Genomic DNA, 17,684 nt, shown 5'->3' on the forward strand with positions numbered 1-17,684 from the left:
TGAACCTGATAATCTGGAAAAAGGATATTTTTCATATTTAGAATATTAATAATTACGGCATAGAGAATGAGAAAATTGTATTTATGTTTTGTGAGTGTGTTTTTATCTTTTTCTGCGCTTTGGGCGGAGGGAACGGATTATACCCGGGGACTTTCCATTTGGTTCGATACCCCGAACAGTCTGGATGGAAGGGCGATCTGGTTGCGTGCTGACGGATCGGGGATGAATCCCGATAGAGAGTGGGAAAATGCTTCTTTACCGATTGGAAACGGTAGCTTAGGGGCTAATATATTAGGCTCGGTAGCTGCAGAACGGATTACCTTGAATGAAAAGACCCTTTGGAAAGGAGGTCCGAATACAGCCGGAGGGGCCGACTATTATTGGAAAGTGAATAAACAGTCGGCTTCGGTAATGGAAGAGATACGGCAGGCATTTACCGATGGCGATTATGAAAAGGCAGAATTGCTGACTCGGAAGAACTTTAATGGTTTGGCACATTACGAGGAGGGAGATGAGACTCCTTTCCGTTTCGGATCATTCACTACGATGGGAGAAATTTATGTGGAAACCGGATTGAGCGAGATAGGGATGAGTGACTATTACCGGGCACTCTCGCTGGATTCGGCTATGGCGGTGGTGAGTTTTAAGAAAGATAATACCCGGTATATGCGTAAATACTTTATTTCGTATCCGGATAGCGTAATGGCGATGAAGTTCACTGCTAATAAAACCGGGAAACAGAACCTGGTACTCCGTTATTATCCGAATTCGGAGGCAAAGAGCAGTCTGCGTGCGGACGATACCGACGGATTATTATATACTGGAGTATTGGAGAATAATGGGATGAAGTTTGCAATCCGTATCAAAGCGATAACGAAGGGAGGAACGACGACCGTAGAACAAGATCGTCTGATAGTGAAAGATGCCGATGAAGTAGTTTTCTTGTTGACTGCCGATACGGATTATAAGATGAATTTTCAACCGGATTTTAAAGATCCGAAGACATACGTGGGGAGCGATCCGGAGCAGACGACCCGAAAAACAATGGAAGGAGCTATCCGGAAAGGATATGATGAACTATATCGTGCCCATGAAGCGGATTATACCTCTCTTTTCAACCGTGTGAAGTTACAATTGAATCCGGAGGTAACTGCCCGGAATCTGCCTACCAATCTGCGTTTGGCAAACTATCGGAAAGGGCAGGCCGATTATCGTCTGGAGGAGTTGTATTATCAATACGGCCGTTATCTGTTGATCGCTTGTTCCCGTCCGGGTAATATGCCTGCAAACCTGCAGGGCATGTGGCACAACAACTTGAATGGTCCCTGGCGTGTGGATTATCATAACAACATCAATATACAGATGAATTATTGGCCGGCCTGCTCCACCAATTTAGGAGAATGTACCCGGCCGTTGGTTGATTTTATCCGGAGCTTGGTGAAGCCCGGTGCAGAAACGGCAAAAGCTTATTTCAATGCCCGTGGGTGGACAGCTTCTATTTCCGCCAATATTTTCGGTTTTACGTCGCCTTTGTCGAGCGAAGATATGTCATGGAATTTTAATCCGATGGCAGGTCCCTGGCTGGCTACCCATATTTGGGAATATTACGACTATACGCGTGACAAGGAATTCCTGAAAAGTACGGGATACGATCTACTTAAAAGCAGTGCACAGTTCACAGTGGATTATTTGTGGTATAAACCAGACGGAACTTATACGGCTGCTCCTTCCACTTCACCGGAACACGGTCCGGTGGATGAGGGGACTACCTTTGTACATGCAGTGGTGCGTGAAATCCTGCTGAATGCCATTGAAGCAAGTAAGGTGCTGGGAGTGGACAAGAAAGAACGAAAAGAGTGGGAGTATGTGCTTGCGCATCTGGCTCCTTATAAGATAGGACGTTACGGGCAGTTGATGGAGTGGTCCAGAGACATCGACGATCCGGAAGACGAGCATCGTCATGTGAATCATCTGTTCGGATTGCATCCGGGGCATACCCTGTCTCCGGTGACGACTCCGGAATTGGCTCAGGCTGCCCGGGTGGTGCTCGAACATCGTGGAGATGGAGCTACCGGATGGAGTATGGGTTGGAAACTGAACCAATGGGCAAGATTGCAGGATGGAAATCATGCTTATAAACTGTATGGCAATCTGTTGAAGAATGGGACATTGGATAATTTGTGGGATACGCATGCGCCTTTCCAGATCGACGGGAATTTTGGAGGTACGGCAGGTATCACCGAAATGCTGCTGCAAAGTCATATGGGATTCATTCAGTTGCTGCCTGCACTGCCGGATGCGTGGCAAGACGGTTCGGTAAGCGGAATTTGTGCAAGAGGCGGTTTTGAAGTGAATCTTTCGTGGAAGGATGGCAAGTTGGCAGAGGCGGTAGTGACCTCTGAAAAGGGTGTTCCGTGTACGGTGAGATACGAAGATAAGACGTTGTCTTTTAAGACAAAGAAAGGTAGCAGCTACCGGATTATAATGGACAATAATGAACTGAAAAAGAAAATAATTGAATGATGAAGAAAGGACTTTTTTTATTGCTGTTGCTTTGGTTATGGATGATACCGGCCGAAGCGGCTTATCAGCCTCAGTATTCAGTGGCCGGCTTCTATCCTTTGGATGATACCGGACGTACGGTGTACTCCATGAATCCTGCCTGGCGTTTCCATAAGGGAAGTGCCCCTGAAGCGTATCGGGTGGATTTTGAAGACAGTGCCTGGGAAGTGGTTTCATTGCCGGACGGAATAGAGTATCAGCCGACGGAAGCCAGTGGGTGTACGAATTATCAAGGGGAGGTATGGTATCGTAAGCATTTTACTCCGGTAGATGAATGGAAGAATAAGAAGCTGTTCCTGCATTTCGAGGCGATCATGGGTAAATCTAAAGTCTGGATTAACGGACATTTGGTGAATGAACACTTCGGAGGATATCTGCCGGTTATTGCGGATGTTACCGCCTATGTGGATTTTGGAAAAGACAATGTGATAGCCGTATGCGCTGATAATAGCGACGATCCTTCGTATCCTCCCGGTAAGGCGCAGGATGTACTGGATTTTACTTATAGCGGAGGAATTTACCGCGACTGCTGGCTGATTGCCCATAACGATGTGTACATTACAGATCCGAATTATGAAAATAAGGTAGCGGGTGGCGGATTATTTGTTGCTTATAATAATGTGTCGGAAGAAAGCGCGGATGTATTGCTGGATATTCAGGTAAGAAATGACCGTAAACAGTCTTTTAATGGAAAGGTGGTTTATGAATTGCTCGATGCCAATGGCGGGAAAGTGGGTGAAGCTGGCCGTAAACTTTCCATAGGCAAAGGAAAGGCGGTTTCCGGTGCCAGTAAGATAAAATTGTCTGCTCCGCATCTCTGGTCGCCGGAGTCGCCCTATTTGTATCAGTTGCATGTGTATATAAAAGATAATCAAGGAAATGTGATTGATGGTTATCGTCGTCGTATCGGTGTGCGCAGCATAGAGTTTAAGGGGAAGGACGGTTTTTGGCTGAACGGGAAACCTTATGAAGCTCCCCTGATAGGTGCTAACCGGCACCAGGATTTTGCGATTGTGGGCAATGCACTGTCTAATGGCATGCATTGGCGGGATGCAAAGAAATTGAGGGATGCCGGATTGAAAGTGATCAGAAATGCCCATTATCCGCAAGATCCCGCCTTTATGGATGCTTGTGATGAATTGGGGCTTTTCGTAATAGTCAATACTCCGGGATGGCAGTTCTGGAATGAGGCTCCGGAATTTGCGCAACGGGTTTATTCTGATATTCGCAATATGGTGCGTCGGGATCGGAATCACCCTTCCGTATGGATGTGGGAGCCGATTTTGAATGAGACGTGGTATCCGGCGGATTTTGCACAAAACGTGAAAAACATCGTGATGGAAGAATATCCGTATCCTTATTGCTATACAGGATGTGATTCGGAGGCGAAAGGACACGAATATTTTCCGGTACTTTTTAAGCACCCGCAACTGGGAGGAGTAGATAAAGAGGAAGCGGAACATCCGGAAATTACTTACTTTACCCGTGAATGGGGAGATAATGTGGACGATTGGTCATCGCACAATTCTCCCAGTCGTGCCAGCCGTGCCTGGGGAGAAACTCCCATGCTGATTCAGGCACAGGGGTATGCGAATCCTTCTTATCCGTATACCTGTTATGAGACGCTGTATCAGACAACCCGGCAGCATATCGGCGGATGTCTGTGGCATTCGTTCGATCATCAGAGGGGCTATCATCCCGATCCTTTTTACGGGGGGATTATGGATGCTTTCCGGCAGCCGAAGTATTCGTATTATATGTTTCAGGCGCAACGTAGCCCGCAGAAAAGCGATTTGATAGCCGAAACGGGGCCGATGGTATACATCGCACACGCGATGACTCCTTTCTCACCCAAAGATGTGACGGTTTATTCCAATTGTGACGAGGTTCGTCTTACGGTATTTAAAGAGGGAAAACAGTATCATTTTAAAAAGGAGAAAAGGGAGAAGGGAATGCCGTCTCCGGTGATTACGTTTAAGGATGCGTATGATTTTATGCAGGATAAGGCTTTGTCGCGTAAAAGAAAGCAGGCGGATGTATATATGTTTGCAGAGGGGCTTATCGATGGAAAAGTGGTGGCTACTCATCGGGTATCTCCGGCACGTCGTCCGTCCCGGCTTTTGCTGTGGGTTGATAATGAGGGGATGCAGATGGAAGCCAATGGCTCGGATATAGTTACGGTAGTAGCTGCTGTGGCAGATGAAAACGGGAATATCAAACGTTTGAATAACTATTTCGTTCGTTTCGAGATTGAAGGTGAAGGTACGATTTTGGGTGATGAGGACATTATGGCGAATCCACGTCCCGTACAATGGGGGACGGCACCTGTATTGGTGAAGTCGACTACCCGTCCCGGCAAGATTAAGGTTCGGGCTTCCGTATTGGTGGAAGGTACACAGATGCCCGCCAGTGAAACGATTGAAATAGAGACTTATCCGGCAACTGTTCCTTTGATTTTTGATGAGGCCGAAGAGAATGCTATGGGTAAGATAGTCAGAAAGAAAACTACCGGGAAAACGGAAGACGAAGATTGTGCACGCGAAGTGAAGAGATTACAAATGGAATTGAATCAATATAAACTGAAAGAGGTGGAACAACAACAAACGGATTTCGGTGAAAAAAGATGAATAGAGAAGTACAATGAAGAAAATTTTATTATCAATGGCTCTGCTTGCTGCGGTTTGTAGCGGGCAGGCACAAAACGGAGAAGAGTATTATGTGAAGCATCTGGATTTTCCACAGGGTGCTACACTTCAAGAGAAAGTGGATATGGCGGCAAGATTGGTACCGACGCCACAACAGTTGGCTTGGCAACAGATGGAACTGACTGCTTTCCTGCATTTCGGTATCAATACCTTTACAGGTCGTGAATGGGGAGACGGGACAGAAGATCCGGCCCTGTTCAATCCGACACAGTTGGATGCAGAGCAGTGGGTGCGTACATTGAAAGAAGCCGGTTTTAAGATGGTGCTTCTCACGGCGAAGCATCATGACGGTTTTTGTTTGTGGCCTACCAAGACTACGGCTCATTCGGTAGCTTCTTCATCTTGGAAGAATGGTAAAGGGGATGTGGTGAAGGAACTTCGGGACGCTTGTGATAAGTATGACATGAAATTCGGAGTGTATCTGTCTCCCTGGGATAGAAATGCGGCATGCTATGGGGATTCTCCGAAATATAACGAGTTTTTCATTCAGCAATTGACAGAGTTGCTTTCCAACTATGGGGAAGTGCACGAGGTGTGGTTCGATGGTGCCAATGGTGAAGGGCCTAATGGCAAGAAACAGGTTTATGACTGGGATGCATTCTATAAAACGATCCAGAAGTTACAACCGAAAGCTGTAATGGCTATTATGGGTGACGATGTGCGCTGGGTAGGCAACGAGAAAGGAATCGGCCGCGAGACGGAATGGAGTGCTACCGTGCTTACTCCGGGAATCTATTCCCGTTCGGAGAAAAACAACAAACAGTTGGGGGTATTTGGCAAGGCGCAGGATTTGGGAAGTCGGGATATACTCGGAAATGCAACGGAACTTTTCTGGTATCCTTCGGAGGTAGATGTTTCTATTCGTCCGGGTTGGTTCTATCATCAGGAAGAGGATAGTAAGGTGAAAAGCCTGAAACATTTGACGGATATTTATTTTCAGTCTGTCGGTTATAATTCGGTTTTACTGTTGAATATACCGCCGGATCGCCGGGGATTGATAAACGAAGCGGATGTGACCCGTTTGAAAGAGTTTGCCGAATATCGTAAACAGACTTTTGCCGATGACAGGGTGAAAGGCGGACAGAAGTTATGGGAAGCGAAACCGGGTGAAGAACGCATTTATAAACTGAAATCGGGTTCGGAGATCAATGTAGTGATGTTGCAGGAGGATATTTCGAAAGGACAGCGTGTGGAAGAATTTTCGGTAGAGGCACATACTGCTGATGGCTGGAAAGAGGTAGGGCAGGGGACTACCGTAGGTTATAAACGTATGTTACGTTTCCCTGCAGTAAAAACCGATCGGTTGAAAATTAAAATAAAGAATTGCCGTCTGACCGCCAATATCAGTAAGATAGCTGCTTTTTATGCGGTTCCTTTACAGGAAGAGGGTGAAACGGTCGATTGGAACAATCTGCCGCGTTCTGCTTGGAAACAGGTTTCTGCTTCTCCGCTCGTTATTGATTTAGGCAGTCCGGTATCGTTGGGGGCTTTTACTTATGCTCCTGCCAAAGCCGAAGCCAAGCCGACAATGGCGTTCCGGTATAAATTCTTTGTGAGCTTGGATGGTAATAATTGGAAAGAAGTTCCTTCAAGTGGAGAGTTTAGTAACATTATGCATAATCCGCTTCCGCAAACGGTATCATTTAAGGAGAAGGTGAAAGCCCGGTTTATCAAATTAGAAGCTACTACACCGACAGATACTCCTGCTGTGGTGGAAATAAATGAAATCGGGGTAACGGTGAATAAATAACGTCCACTCGCAACAAGGATGCTGCAGCATAGCTTCTCCTCCTTTTGGAAGCCATACGGAATATAAAGTTATATCGAACTTAGATTAAATAAATAATTGATGAGTACAATGAACATAAATAAGCGTAATTTATATACTACCGCCTCTGCTTTGGTTTTGTCTGGGCCATTAGTGGCTCAGCAACCGAATATTATTCTTTTTCTGGTGGATGATATGGGGTGGCAGGATACCTCAGTTCCTTTCGGGGCAGAGCCCACCAAGTTGAACGAAATTTATCATACCCCCAATATGGAGAGGTTGGCACAAAAAGGGGTGAAATTTACTCATGCTTATGCAAATTCCATCAGCTCTCCGTCGCGGGTAAGTCTTTTTACCGGGGCAAATGCTGCAAGACATCGGGTAACTAACTGGACCTTGAAGAAAAATGTTTCTACTGATCGCAAAAACGATCTGTTGGAATTTGGAGATTGGAATTACAATGGTTTGTGTCCGGAAGAGGGTGTGCCTTATACATTTTATGCCAAATGTCTACCCGAACTGCTTCGGGAAAACGGATATACAACCATGATGGTGGGTAAAGCGCATTTTGGATCATTGGATACTCCGGCAGCTGATCCGTTAACAATTGGCTTCGACTATAACATTGCCGGACATGCTGCCGGAGCGATGGGGAGTTATTTGGGAGAAGAAGGATACGGGGCTACCGGAAACCCCGAGTGGGCGAAGATATGGGCCGTTCCCAATCTGGAAAAGTATCATGGTACGGATACGTTTTTGACTGAAGCTTTGACGTTAGAGGCTAAAGGATTGATGGATAAGGCACTGCTTAAGCAAAAACCTTTCTTTTTGTATATGAGTCATTATGCAGTTCATGCTCCATTTGCTACCGATAAGAGGTTTTATGATAAGTATATTGCTAAAGGACTTTCTCATAAAGAAGCGCAGTATGCCGGACTGGTGGAAGGTATGGATAAGAGTTTGGGCGATCTGATGGATTATCTGGAAGAAAAAGGTATCGCACAAAATACGGTTGTCATTTTTATGTCGGATAACGGTGGTTATACAATAGGCCGTCCGGATAAGAACTTTCCATTAAGTGAGGGAAAAGGGTCACTGAAGGAGGGAGGTATTCGTGAGCCGATGATCGTCTACTGGCCGGGGGTGACGCAACCTTCTGCCGAAAATGCGACACCGGTGATTATTGAGGATTTCTTTCCCAGTATTTTGGAACTTGCCGGGGTAAAGAAAGGAATACATACTCCGCAAGTTGTGGATGGAAAAAGTTTTGTGCCATTCCTGAAGGGAAAACGGGGGGATATGAAACGTCCTTTATATTTTCATTATCCCAATAATTGGGGGGAACGTCATGGTACTACCGGTGCCCCGCAAAGCGCTATTATTGAGGGAGACTGGAAACTGATTTATTATTATGAATCACAGACTTCTGCTTTGTTTAATTTGAAAGATGACCTGTCGGAATTGCACAATCTTATCAATGAGGAGGCATGCGGGAAAATCGCTGCCAAGTTGGCGAAAGATTTGACTCGTCATTTGAAGAAAACAAATGCTATCATACCTGTATTGAAATCAACCGGTAGGCCGGTGAGATATCCGGATGGAACAGAGATAAAAACGGTTTCTTAATTGAATAATTTTATTATAGTAGTTAAGTAGTAAGTAGTCAAGTAGTTAAGTAGAAATGATTTGCCTGATGTGTTTTTCTTGACTACTTACTACTTGACTACTTTTTACTTAACTACTGATCATGAATTGTTGAGGCCTAATTGTTTCTTATTATTTCAAAGTCGGTATATATAGGTAGATGATCGCTGTACCCTCCCAGATATTTTATGCCGGAATAAGTGCGGAAAGGTTGTTTTCCTCCATATTTTTCATCATTGGATAACAGAAAAGGCAGACGGGCTACGTTTGCCTTTTTTTCGTCGGTATGGAAAGGTGATGAGCTGTCCAATAAGGTGCCGGATATAATAAGGTGGTCAAGTAATCCCCATTCTCCCTGATATTTGTAAGAGCCAAAACTGTATTTTTCGGTTTCTGCTCTTGATGCAAGTAGATGATAGAGCTGTAAGGGGGCGGGATGGGGTGGCGGGGCCAATGCACCCAGTGTTTGGGTTATTGACTTATTGTTTGGGTAATCATTAAAGTCTCCCATAATAATAAGTTGAGGATGTAGGCGGGTAGTCAGCAGACTGTCTGCTATCGAACGGATTTTTCCGGCAACTAACATACGGTAGGGTTCGGATACCTTGGCTCCGCCGGAACGTGAAGGAAGATGAACGACTAATACATCCAGACTGTCTCCTGTGGCGAGTAGTCCGCAAACATGGAGGATGTCTCGTGTTGGGCGGTTCTGCGGTCTAAAAGTACCGGTCGGGATGGAATGGTGGGATAGTAATTTAAAACGGTCACGTTGGTAGAGCAATGCTACATCGATGCCGCGTTCATCCGGAGAGTGAGTGATGACATAGCGGTATCCTTGTTCTTTTAAAGGAGAATAGCGTGTCAGATCGCGCATAACATTGTCATTTTCTACTTCACAAAGCCCCACCAGAACCGGTGGAACCCATTCACCGACAGCAGTAATGACGCGGGCTATATTGACTAATTTCTTTTTGTAACGCTGGTAGTTCCAGTGGCGGAGAGCATCGGGCAGAAACTCATAATCGTTTTTTAGGGAATCATGGTGGGTGTCGAATAGATTTTCTACATTCCAGCACATTACGCGGAAAGGGGGGTAATCGGCTTGAGCGGTGAGTCGGGGCATGTACAAGAAAAGGAATAATAAGACAATTATTCCTCTATTCATTTTCTTCTTCTTCTTTTTCTTGCCATTCATAACATCCGGCATCGGGTGCTTCGTCTATGGTTCGTGGCATTCCTTTCAGATCCAGAGGAAAGTCTTGGGCATCTTCGCTCAGTCCGATATTAATGGCAGCCGATTTTGGAGTTAACTGGAAATCGAACAATTGTTCTCCCCGTTTATCTGTTAGCAAAAAGTTATCGTCCTTTTTCCATGTCACATTGATTATCTTGTCATTTTTTTCTTCTACGGAATTGATGAGGCAGTGAGAAAAAAGATAGTCGAAAGCTATGGAAGAGTCATCTGAGCGTGAACCGTTGATTTCGTCATTAGAAGAGCCGGCTATGATACAATTGTGAAAAGCCGCATTGATAATAGGATAGGCTATTTCTCCTGATTCGTTTTTTAAGGCAAGGGCTACTCCTTGTTTTATATCCCAACTATAATAATTGGCCAGCGTACAGTGCACGAATTTATAATTTCCCCCAAGCAGGCTTACACAATTTTTTCCGGCATTACTGATTTCACAGTTACCAATGCTGGCTTGGCAAGAGGTCATTTCCAGTCCGTTTCCCGAGACTTGCCGGATAACGGAATTGGTAAGGGTCAGCTTCTTTTGGTCGATAGCCGATGAGTCGCAACGGATACCATATATTCCTCCGTGTATATCGACAAAGTTCAGAGAATTATCATAGCTTGAAGTATGGAAACGGATACCATCCCATTGTCCGGGCAAGCGGTCATAGGGGAGGTTGGAGAACATCTTGTCAGTACGGTCGCCTCGGAAAACAACGGGAGCTTCCAGTGTGCCTTCTGCTACGAGTTGTCCATGTACTTGGATGCTCGATTTGCCGTGAAAATAGAACCGGGTTCCGGCGCCAATGGTTAAGCGGGCACCTTCCTTTACACTCAGACTGTCATAGATGACGATAGGACGTGCGGAACTGATAAGGGTATCTTGTGTGATTTCCTTTTGGCGCAAAGAGACAAAATCTTGTCCATATGCCAGCAACTTAACGTTCTGTCGGTTGGTATTGGTGATGAATACGATGGAATCTTTCCGGAAGACAGGTTCGTCACTGTCTTGTGGAGCTAAAGTTGCTTCAATAAAGACATATAAGCTGTCTTTGCTCCGTATCTCCACATCATAAAAGGAATTGCCCTTCATGCCGTCCACATTGATGCGGAATCCGGAATTGGCGGCATCTGCCAATACGATCGATGAAATGATTAATGATTCTTTGTTGCGGTTATATACTTTCAGGATATGGGTGGAAGTGCCGATACCGGCTAATATGGTATCCATTCTTAACGTGTCTTGGGAAAAAGAGAGTGCAAGAGAGGGATCGGCGGAGAAGTTCTCGTCATCACAGGCCGGGAACAATACCAAACTTGCCAATAAAAATAAGAGAATGTATACCGGGTTTCTTTTCATATCTTGCTGTTATATAAATCAGGCACAGATTAGAGAATCCGTGCCTAATATAAACGAGGAATGACCTTGTTTATTATTTCTTTTCCGGGATATTTGCCAATACATCCAACAGGTGACGCCAGAATTTGTCTACCGAAGGAATGTGCATACGTTCGTCCGGTGAGTGAACTCCCGTCAGTGTAGGACCGAAAGAAATCATATCTAAGGAAGGATATTTATCGAGGAAAAGTCCGCATTCCAGACCGGCGTGAATTGCTTTTACCTGAGCGTCTACACCGAACAAACGTTTGTAGGAAGCGGCTGCCACTTCCAGAATGGCTGAGTGCGGATTCGGTTTCCAACCTGGATAACCGTCACCGAAAGTTACAGTTGCACCTGCCAACTGGAAAGCCGCACGAACGGTATTCGCCATATCATCGCGGGCGGAGAGGATAGAACTGCGCTGGCTGGTTTCGATACGGATTATATTTTCCGGTTTCATCTTAACGGATGCTAAGTTGGTGGAGGTTTCTACCAGTCCGGGGATATCCTGACTCATAGCATATACTCCGTGGGGTACAGCATAGAGTGCTTTCAACAGACGGGCGGTGGTATCTTGGTCAATAGCTTTGGTACGGGGTGTTTCCGATTCTAATACAAGTTTTAAATCCGGTTCTGTTACTGCGAGCTCATTTTCTATTTCGGCAGTAAAGATGTTCAGGTCAGCACGTACATCATGTTTGGCATCTTCGGGGACGGCACAGACAGCGTATGCTTCACGAGGGATAGCGTTGCGAAGGTTACCGCCATTAATTTCACATAAGTACAGGTCGTATTTGGCTATCATTTTACTGAGAAAACGGTTCAGTATCTTGTTGGCATTACCGCGACCCAGATGGATATCACCACCGGAATGTCCGCCTTTCAGACCTTTTACCTCTACTTTAAAGAAAAAGTAACCGGCTGGAACATCTGCCTCCTTATAAGTAAATTGGGCTACGGAGTCTATTCCTCCTGCGCAACCGATGAAAAGTTCCCCTTCATCTTCCGAATCAAGATTCAACAGGATATCACCGTTCATGAAACCTTCTTTCAAGGCAAATGCACCGGTCAACCCCGTCTCTTCGTCTACTGTGAACAGGCATTCCAACGGACCGTGCTCGATGGTATCATCTGCCAGAATAGCGAGTTCTGTGGCTACTCCGATTCCGTTATCGGCTCCGAGTGTCGTACCTTTGGCTTTCATCCATTCACCATCAATTTCTGTTTCGATAGGATCGACAAGAAAATCGTGCTCCACGTCATTATTCTTTTCGCAGACCATATCCACGTGTGATTGCAAAATGACGGTTTGCAGATTCTCCTTTCCCGGCGTGGCCGGTTTCTTGATCAAAACGTTTCCGGCTTCATCAACTTTGGTCTCCAGATTATGTTTTTCTCCGAACGCTTTTAAGTATGCGATAATTTTTTCTTCCTTCTTTGAAGGGCGCGGTACTTGGCATATTTCTGCAAAATACTTGAATACACCTGCCGGCTTAAGTTCTTGTTTTTCCATTCTTTTTTCTTTTTATTTGAGTGAATGTTTGAAATATAACCCCTTATTGCTAAAGATGGTTAAAATAAATCTACTTTCTGAACCCGTTTCTCTTTTTTTATAATAAAAAAGGCGGTTGAGTCCATACAAAAGTCTATATTTGCACCCACAAAATTAATAGAAATGCTCAATACAATACTGTTTACTTTGTTAATAGTTACTATTTGTATCTTATTATTAGGTATCAAGGTCTTTTTTGTGAAAGGTGGAAAATTTCCTAACGGACATGTGAGCGGCAATAAAGCTTTAAGAGATAGGGGGATTAGTTGTGCACAGTCTCAGGACCGTGAAGCACAGAAGAAATCCCGCTTTTCTATTGATGCCCTTGAAAAGGCTTTGAATGATAGTATGAACTAATTAATTAAAAACTATATTTTTACAAGTTATGAAGAGAATAAATTGCCTCATTAACGGTTTGGCTGCTCTTGCGCTTATCGTTTTGTTTTCACAATGCGCTGGTAAAGCTGATACAAAAACTACGACATCTGCCGGAGAAGCAACAGCTAATACTGTATCCGGTGATTTAAAGATCGCTTATGTGGAAGTGGATACGCTGCTTTCCAAATACAACTTCTGCATTGATCTGAATGAGGCTATGATGAAGAAAGAAGAGAATATTCGTTTGACACTGAATCAGAAGGCTGCTACTCTTGACAAGGATCAGAAAGAATTCCAGAAGAAATACGAAAACAATGCGTTTATTTCTCCGGAGAGAGCTCAGCAGGAATATAACCGTTTGATGAAGATGCAACAGGATTTGCAGGCATTACAGAATAAATTGACTAATGAGTTGGCTGCCGAAACACAGAAGAACAGTTTGCAGTTGCGTGACTCTATCAATGTTTTTCTGAAAGAGTATAACAAGACGAAAGGTTACAATTTGATTCTTAGTAATACCGGTTTTGATAACTTGCTTTATGCCGATAGTTCATTCAATATCACGCAAGAGATTATCGATGGCTTGAATGCAAGATATACTTCTGCTGCTAAAAAATAATTTTAAGATATTTATAGAAAAAGGGGCATAAATGCATCAACTGCATTTATGCCCCTTTTTTATATTCGCGGATTCGGAATTAATGTCCGGGCCTGCCGCCGCCACCGCCACTGCTACCAATTGTCGTTACCATTGAGCTGGTGGTGAAAGTGGTTGTTTTCGTTCCGGGAGTGTACACGGCTCCTGTGTAGTAGCCATGGAAATCTTCTCCACCGGAGATGCTGCCTCCTGTATAGATCATGTAATTGGTATTGGCTTTCAGGTCGGCACTGCTGAATAATAGAGTCATTGTCTGATAAGAACGCGGCAATTTATACGTAAACACATTCGTACCGTTTGCATCTTGTATGTTGATCAGATTGCCGGATGTTGCTGATGATGCACTATATAACACGGAACGTTGACTACAAGCCGATGAAGTAGGAGTGCTACTCGAGCCACCCGTACCTATTAGCACTCCTCCTGTGATAGAGAATGTATTCCTGTCACAATCGAATCCCTCTTCCGGACTGTTTGTGCCGGATGCGATCACAATACCACCGGTTACGGTCAGAGTGCCATTAGAGTCGATACCGTCATTGCCGGATGAATAACAATAGATATATCCGCCGTTTATCACTACTTGATTGGCTGCATTAATAGCGTCGTCATAAGTTTCTATGTCGTAAATTCCACCATTAATGGTTAGGACATCTTTACTTTCCATGCCTTCTCCTCCGTCTTGTGTACAGCGGATTGTAAATGTGCCCGAATGGGATGTAAGGTCTCCGATACATTTTATTGCTTTCGGGTTGGCATAATCTGCGTTTTCTCCATGTCCGGAAACCAGGAATTTAGCTCCGGTTGTAGTGGCGTCAACAACGGGGCCTTCGGCATTTACTGCACCGAAAACAATTTCACCGTCGGCCGAAATTCCCTTACCTGCACTACCTGTACTCTTCATTGTAACTGTGCCGTTTGTGATATGTATGTTACCGTTGCTTTTCATACAAGTGGCCGAATAAGAATCGAGTATACTGTTGGTATTCGTATACGTTCCTCCGTTACCGGAGGTTGTGATTTGGACATCGCCGCCTGAAATAACCAGGTCACCGTCTGTCGATATTCCTTTTCCTGCTGTTCCGGTACTTGTGATAATGATGTTGCCTCCTGCTATATAAACCGTTTGGTCACATTTGATACCTGTACAATAGGAAGGATCGTTATCAACAACTGCTACCGAACCGGTAGTCTGGATATGTATTGTTCCGTCATTAATCCGGAGATCGTTTTTGGTTTTGATCCCTTTGGATTGGTTACCGGATACCGACATATGAATTTCACCTCCGTTCATGGTGAAAGTGCCGTCGCATTTAATGCCTTTTACATCGTCGGAAGTAGAAGTTATTTGAACTTTTCCTCCGTTGATTTCAATGTATCCTTCGTCTCCGTCGAGTCCGTCACTATCGGAGGTTACTGTTACCGAACCTCCGTCGATACGGATGTAATCGTTGGCATGAATCCCATCGGAAGCGGCTCCGGTAATTGTTATGTTTCCGGAATTTACTAATAAATAATCATCACTGCAAATGCCATGCTTTTTATTACCCTGTACATATAGAGCACCTTCTCCATTGAAAATCAGTTGACCCTCACTGAAGAAGCATCCTTTCATGTCTTCTGAACCGGAGTCGGCATACTTCTTTCCGTCTGTTAATGTGTTTATCGTACCTTCCGTCAAATTGACTGTGACCTTTTTACCCGATTGGATATTGATGGCCGGGCCGTCTGCATTCGTTATATTTACTCCGTTCAGTGTCAATATAAATTTTTTATCGCTATAAATCTTAAACATTCCATTGGAAATAGTTCCGGTAAGTATGTATTCTACTTCCTCGGAGATGGTGGATGTTATGATAACATTTCCGTCATCTACGGAAATTGAAACACCTTCGAAAGCCAATGGATTAACAATCTCTATTCCGGTATCGGAATAGAGGATTTTTATTTGCAGAGAATTGTCTCCGAAACTCAGACTATCTATTTCGGTCATGGAATACGTAGGGGCATCTTGATCGTGCAAGTGTAAAAGTACGGCTTCATTTACAAATGTCATACTGTCGAGAACTGACAGGAGAACTCCTTGGGTTATTTTGTCTGAGCGATGTACAAACATCTTTTCTTGCGCCAGTATACTTTGTATACACAACGCACAAATTCCTGATAATAAAATAATCCGTTTCATGGTCGTCTGAATTTGAATACATGGTGGTCTATTTTCAGCAGATAAATTCCGGGAACCAAACGGTCTGTATCCAAATAGCCGGTTTCGCTGACTTGATCTTGAAAAATTTTCATTCCATCCAGCCCGTAAACAACTGCGGTAGTACCTTTTGCTATGTTTCTGATCTGTACATTTTTTGTGGATGGATCTACAAAGATGTAAACATTCTGTTCTCCGGTAAGAGAATTACTGATGCCTGTGGTTTCGTTACTGAAAGTAATTGTCCGTACTTCTGAATAGTGAAAGGAGCTTTCCTCTCCGTTCAGCCGGTTCAGCCATAGTGAGCCATTCTGAAAAGCCAGTTTCCTGATCTCGGATAGACGGAAAGTCTGTTCCGTGCCATCATTCAGATTGATGATTAAATTCTCTTGTGCTTGTATATGATATACATTTATCATAAATAGCCATCCGAGAATGATTGATGGTAATACTCTGATTCGATTCATATTTTTTAGCGTATTAAGAACTTGTCTAAATTTTCCTCTAAAAGTTTTATCAGTTTTTGAGTTTATTTTCGGCCTGTTTCCTTGTTTTCACTCGTCAGATAGCCCGTTATCCTCCTCTGAAAACAGAAAAATATCCTTAAATAATGATTCTTAAAAGAATGCTGAGCAAAATTTAAATCGGCTCTAAGTTTTAATCGAAATTGAGTATTTTTATATTAAATAACAATTAAAATCAATCAACAGGTCTTTTTTATCTGCCAATACTGAGATTTTGAGGTGTTTACAGAAATACTTAATATTTATGATTAGAGGATTTCCTTGTGGTAGTAATGAGATCTTGGAAAGAGGGGAAACCGGGGTAAATTTTTATATCGAACATAGAAGGGTCTGTTTGAATTTTCCTCTCAAAATAATACTGAGTAAAATTTAAGCAGGCTCCCAGGTAAATAAAAAAATGATGAGAAAACTTTTATTATAGCTTGGCTTCTTCTTGTGGAATGCGAAAAGCCGTGTAAAGTTCCAGAATGGCAGCGATGGTAAGACAGGCGATCCATTCATTTCCCCGGGTAGAGAACATGAAAGCTCCGGTCAGCACTAATGCGACGGCGCCGAATATTTGCTGGATGCGCAAGCGTTTCAATGTTTTGCTTTTCCCCTTTACCGGAGTATTGATTTGGGCAAGAGCTACAAAGCCAGCTCCGATGGTATATATATAAGGTGCATAAATCCATCCGGTGATGAATACTGCTGCTCCTACAAGAGCCATAAGAGCGCCTACGGCAAAAAGTGCGGGTACGAGTTGTTTCATTTATTTATTTTCAAATACGTAAATATCTTCATTGGGTTTCTTCATCAGATACTTTTCACGTGCTATTTGCTCGATGGCATCAGGATTACTGCTTAGCTCGTTGAGTTTCTTTGTGTTTTCTTCGTAGTCGGCACGGTATTTTTCGATTTCGCTTTGCAACCGACTGATTTCACGTGTATATCCGATACGCCGGATGGCGCTGTTTTCGTCCAGAAAACCGATGATGGCTGCAAAAGCCAACACAGTGATGAGATATTTGTGTTTACCGATAAACTCCCAGATTGTTAGTAAATTGCTCATAATTTCTCCTTTAATTCCGTATGC

At 43.9% G+C, this 17,684-nt stretch carries 13 protein-coding genes; 6 read left to right on the plus strand and 7 right to left on the minus strand.

Annotation, left to right across the window (positions count from 1 at the left end; translation table 11 throughout):
- The first annotated feature begins 66 nt into the window (after positions 1–66).
- The 4 genes from HMPREF1532_RS12810 (at position 67) to HMPREF1532_RS12825 (ending at position 8,661) form a co-directional block, all read left to right on the plus strand.
- Positions 67–2,523, plus strand: a complete 2,457-nt coding sequence (locus tag HMPREF1532_RS12810; protein ID WP_005930149.1) for a glycoside hydrolase family 95 protein — start codon at positions 67–69, stop codon at positions 2,521–2,523.
- Positions 2,523–5,189 carry a glycoside hydrolase family 2 protein gene (locus HMPREF1532_RS12815; RefSeq protein ID WP_005930153.1) on the plus strand — a complete coding sequence of 889 codons (2,667 nt, stop codon included), beginning with the start codon at positions 2,523–2,525 and terminating at the stop codon, positions 5,187–5,189. Before HMPREF1532_RS12810 ends, HMPREF1532_RS12815 begins: the two co-directional genes overlap by 1 nt.
- A 13-nt stretch (positions 5,190–5,202) precedes the next feature.
- The gene (locus tag HMPREF1532_RS12820) at positions 5,203–7,017 is read left to right on the plus strand and encodes an alpha-L-fucosidase (protein WP_122282028.1); all 1,815 of its coding nucleotides are present in this window, start codon (positions 5,203–5,205) and stop codon (positions 7,015–7,017) included.
- Between the two features lie 108 nt (positions 7,018–7,125).
- A complete protein-coding gene (locus HMPREF1532_RS12825) occupies positions 7,126–8,661 on the plus strand; it encodes a sulfatase (protein WP_005930158.1) in 1,536 nt (511 codons plus the stop codon).
- A gap of 136 nt (positions 8,662–8,797) precedes the next feature.
- On the opposite strand, the gene HMPREF1532_RS12830 is transcribed toward HMPREF1532_RS12825, so the two are convergent.
- The 3 genes from HMPREF1532_RS12830 to HMPREF1532_RS12840 all read right to left on the minus strand — a co-directional run bounded on the left by HMPREF1532_RS12830 (position 8,798) and on the right by HMPREF1532_RS12840 (position 12,807).
- Positions 8,798–9,844 carry an endonuclease/exonuclease/phosphatase family protein gene (locus HMPREF1532_RS12830; RefSeq protein WP_005930160.1) on the minus strand — a complete coding sequence of 349 codons (1,047 nt, stop codon included), beginning with the start codon at positions 9,842–9,844 and terminating at the stop codon, positions 8,798–8,800.
- Positions 9,837–11,273, minus strand: a complete 1,437-nt coding sequence (locus HMPREF1532_RS12835) for a hypothetical protein (RefSeq protein WP_005930162.1) — start codon at positions 11,271–11,273, stop codon at positions 9,837–9,839. Before HMPREF1532_RS12835 ends, HMPREF1532_RS12830 begins: the two co-directional genes overlap by 8 nt.
- A gap of 73 nt (positions 11,274–11,346) precedes the next feature.
- Positions 11,347–12,807 carry an aminoacyl-histidine dipeptidase gene (locus tag HMPREF1532_RS12840; protein WP_005930164.1) on the minus strand — a complete coding sequence of 487 codons (1,461 nt, stop codon included), beginning with the start codon at positions 12,805–12,807 and terminating at the stop codon, positions 11,347–11,349.
- Between the two features lie 162 nt (positions 12,808–12,969).
- Between HMPREF1532_RS12840 and HMPREF1532_RS12845 the strand changes: the two genes are divergently transcribed.
- A complete protein-coding gene (locus tag HMPREF1532_RS12845) occupies positions 12,970–13,203 on the plus strand; it encodes a hypothetical protein (protein WP_005930166.1) in 234 nt (77 codons plus the stop codon).
- 28 nt (positions 13,204–13,231) lie between these two features.
- Positions 13,232–13,843, plus strand: coding sequence for an OmpH/Skp family outer membrane protein (locus HMPREF1532_RS12850; protein WP_005930170.1), 612 nt, complete (start codon positions 13,232–13,234; stop codon positions 13,841–13,843).
- Positions 13,844–13,922: 79 nt separating this feature from the next.
- On the opposite strand, the gene HMPREF1532_RS12855 is transcribed toward HMPREF1532_RS12850, so the two are convergent.
- From HMPREF1532_RS12855 to HMPREF1532_RS12870, 4 genes are all read right to left on the minus strand, one after another.
- Positions 13,923–16,067 (minus strand): carbohydrate-binding domain-containing protein, encoded by a 2,145-nt coding sequence (locus tag HMPREF1532_RS12855; RefSeq protein ID WP_005930173.1) that lies wholly within the window; start codon positions 16,065–16,067, stop codon positions 13,923–13,925.
- Complete coding sequence (locus HMPREF1532_RS12860; protein ID WP_005930175.1) at positions 16,064–16,552, minus strand: T9SS type A sorting domain-containing protein; 489 nt, start codon at positions 16,550–16,552, stop codon at positions 16,064–16,066. The genes HMPREF1532_RS12855 and HMPREF1532_RS12860 overlap by 4 nt, the downstream gene beginning before the upstream one ends.
- Positions 16,553–17,024: 472 nt before the next feature.
- Positions 17,025–17,360: a hypothetical protein gene (locus tag HMPREF1532_RS12865; protein WP_005930178.1), complete on the minus strand. Its 336-nt coding sequence runs from the start codon at positions 17,358–17,360 to the stop codon at positions 17,025–17,027.
- Complete coding sequence (locus HMPREF1532_RS12870) at positions 17,361–17,660, minus strand: FtsB family cell division protein (protein WP_005930181.1); 300 nt, start codon at positions 17,658–17,660, stop codon at positions 17,361–17,363. It abuts the gene before it with no gap.
- Between the last annotated feature and the right edge of the window lie 24 nt (positions 17,661–17,684).

Source organism: Bacteroides salyersiae WAL 10018 = DSM 18765 = JCM 12988 (assembly GCF_000381365.1).
GTDB lineage: Bacteria > Bacteroidota > Bacteroidia > Bacteroidales > Bacteroidaceae > Bacteroides > Bacteroides salyersiae.

Coding starts and splice junctions, on each gene's coding strand:
- HMPREF1532_RS12850 (WP_005930170.1), top strand. CDS start 13,232: ATGAAGAGAATAAATTGCCTCATTAACGGTTTGGCTGCTCTTGCGCTT.
- HMPREF1532_RS12835 (WP_005930162.1), bottom strand. CDS start 11,273: ATGAAAAGAAACCCGGTATACATTCTCTTATTTTTATTGGCAAGTTTG.
- HMPREF1532_RS12810 (WP_005930149.1), top strand. CDS start 67: ATGAGAAAATTGTATTTATGTTTTGTGAGTGTGTTTTTATCTTTTTCT.
- HMPREF1532_RS12815 (WP_005930153.1), top strand. CDS start 2,523: ATGAAGAAAGGACTTTTTTTATTGCTGTTGCTTTGGTTATGGATGATA.
- HMPREF1532_RS12860 (WP_005930175.1), bottom strand. CDS start 16,552: ATGAATCGAATCAGAGTATTACCATCAATCATTCTCGGATGGCTATTT.
- HMPREF1532_RS12845 (WP_005930166.1), top strand. CDS start 12,970: ATGCTCAATACAATACTGTTTACTTTGTTAATAGTTACTATTTGTATC.
- HMPREF1532_RS12825 (WP_005930158.1), top strand. CDS start 7,126: ATGAACATAAATAAGCGTAATTTATATACTACCGCCTCTGCTTTGGTT.
- HMPREF1532_RS12840 (WP_005930164.1), bottom strand. CDS start 12,807: ATGGAAAAACAAGAACTTAAGCCGGCAGGTGTATTCAAGTATTTTGCA.
- HMPREF1532_RS12830 (WP_005930160.1), bottom strand. CDS start 9,844: ATGAATAGAGGAATAATTGTCTTATTATTCCTTTTCTTGTACATGCCC.
- HMPREF1532_RS12870 (WP_005930181.1), bottom strand. CDS start 17,660: ATGAGCAATTTACTAACAATCTGGGAGTTTATCGGTAAACACAAATAT.
- HMPREF1532_RS12820 (WP_122282028.1), top strand. CDS start 5,203: ATGAAGAAAATTTTATTATCAATGGCTCTGCTTGCTGCGGTTTGTAGC.
- HMPREF1532_RS12865 (WP_005930178.1), bottom strand. CDS start 17,360: ATGAAACAACTCGTACCCGCACTTTTTGCCGTAGGCGCTCTTATGGCT.
- HMPREF1532_RS12855 (WP_005930173.1), bottom strand. CDS start 16,067: ATGAAACGGATTATTTTATTATCAGGAATTTGTGCGTTGTGTATACAA.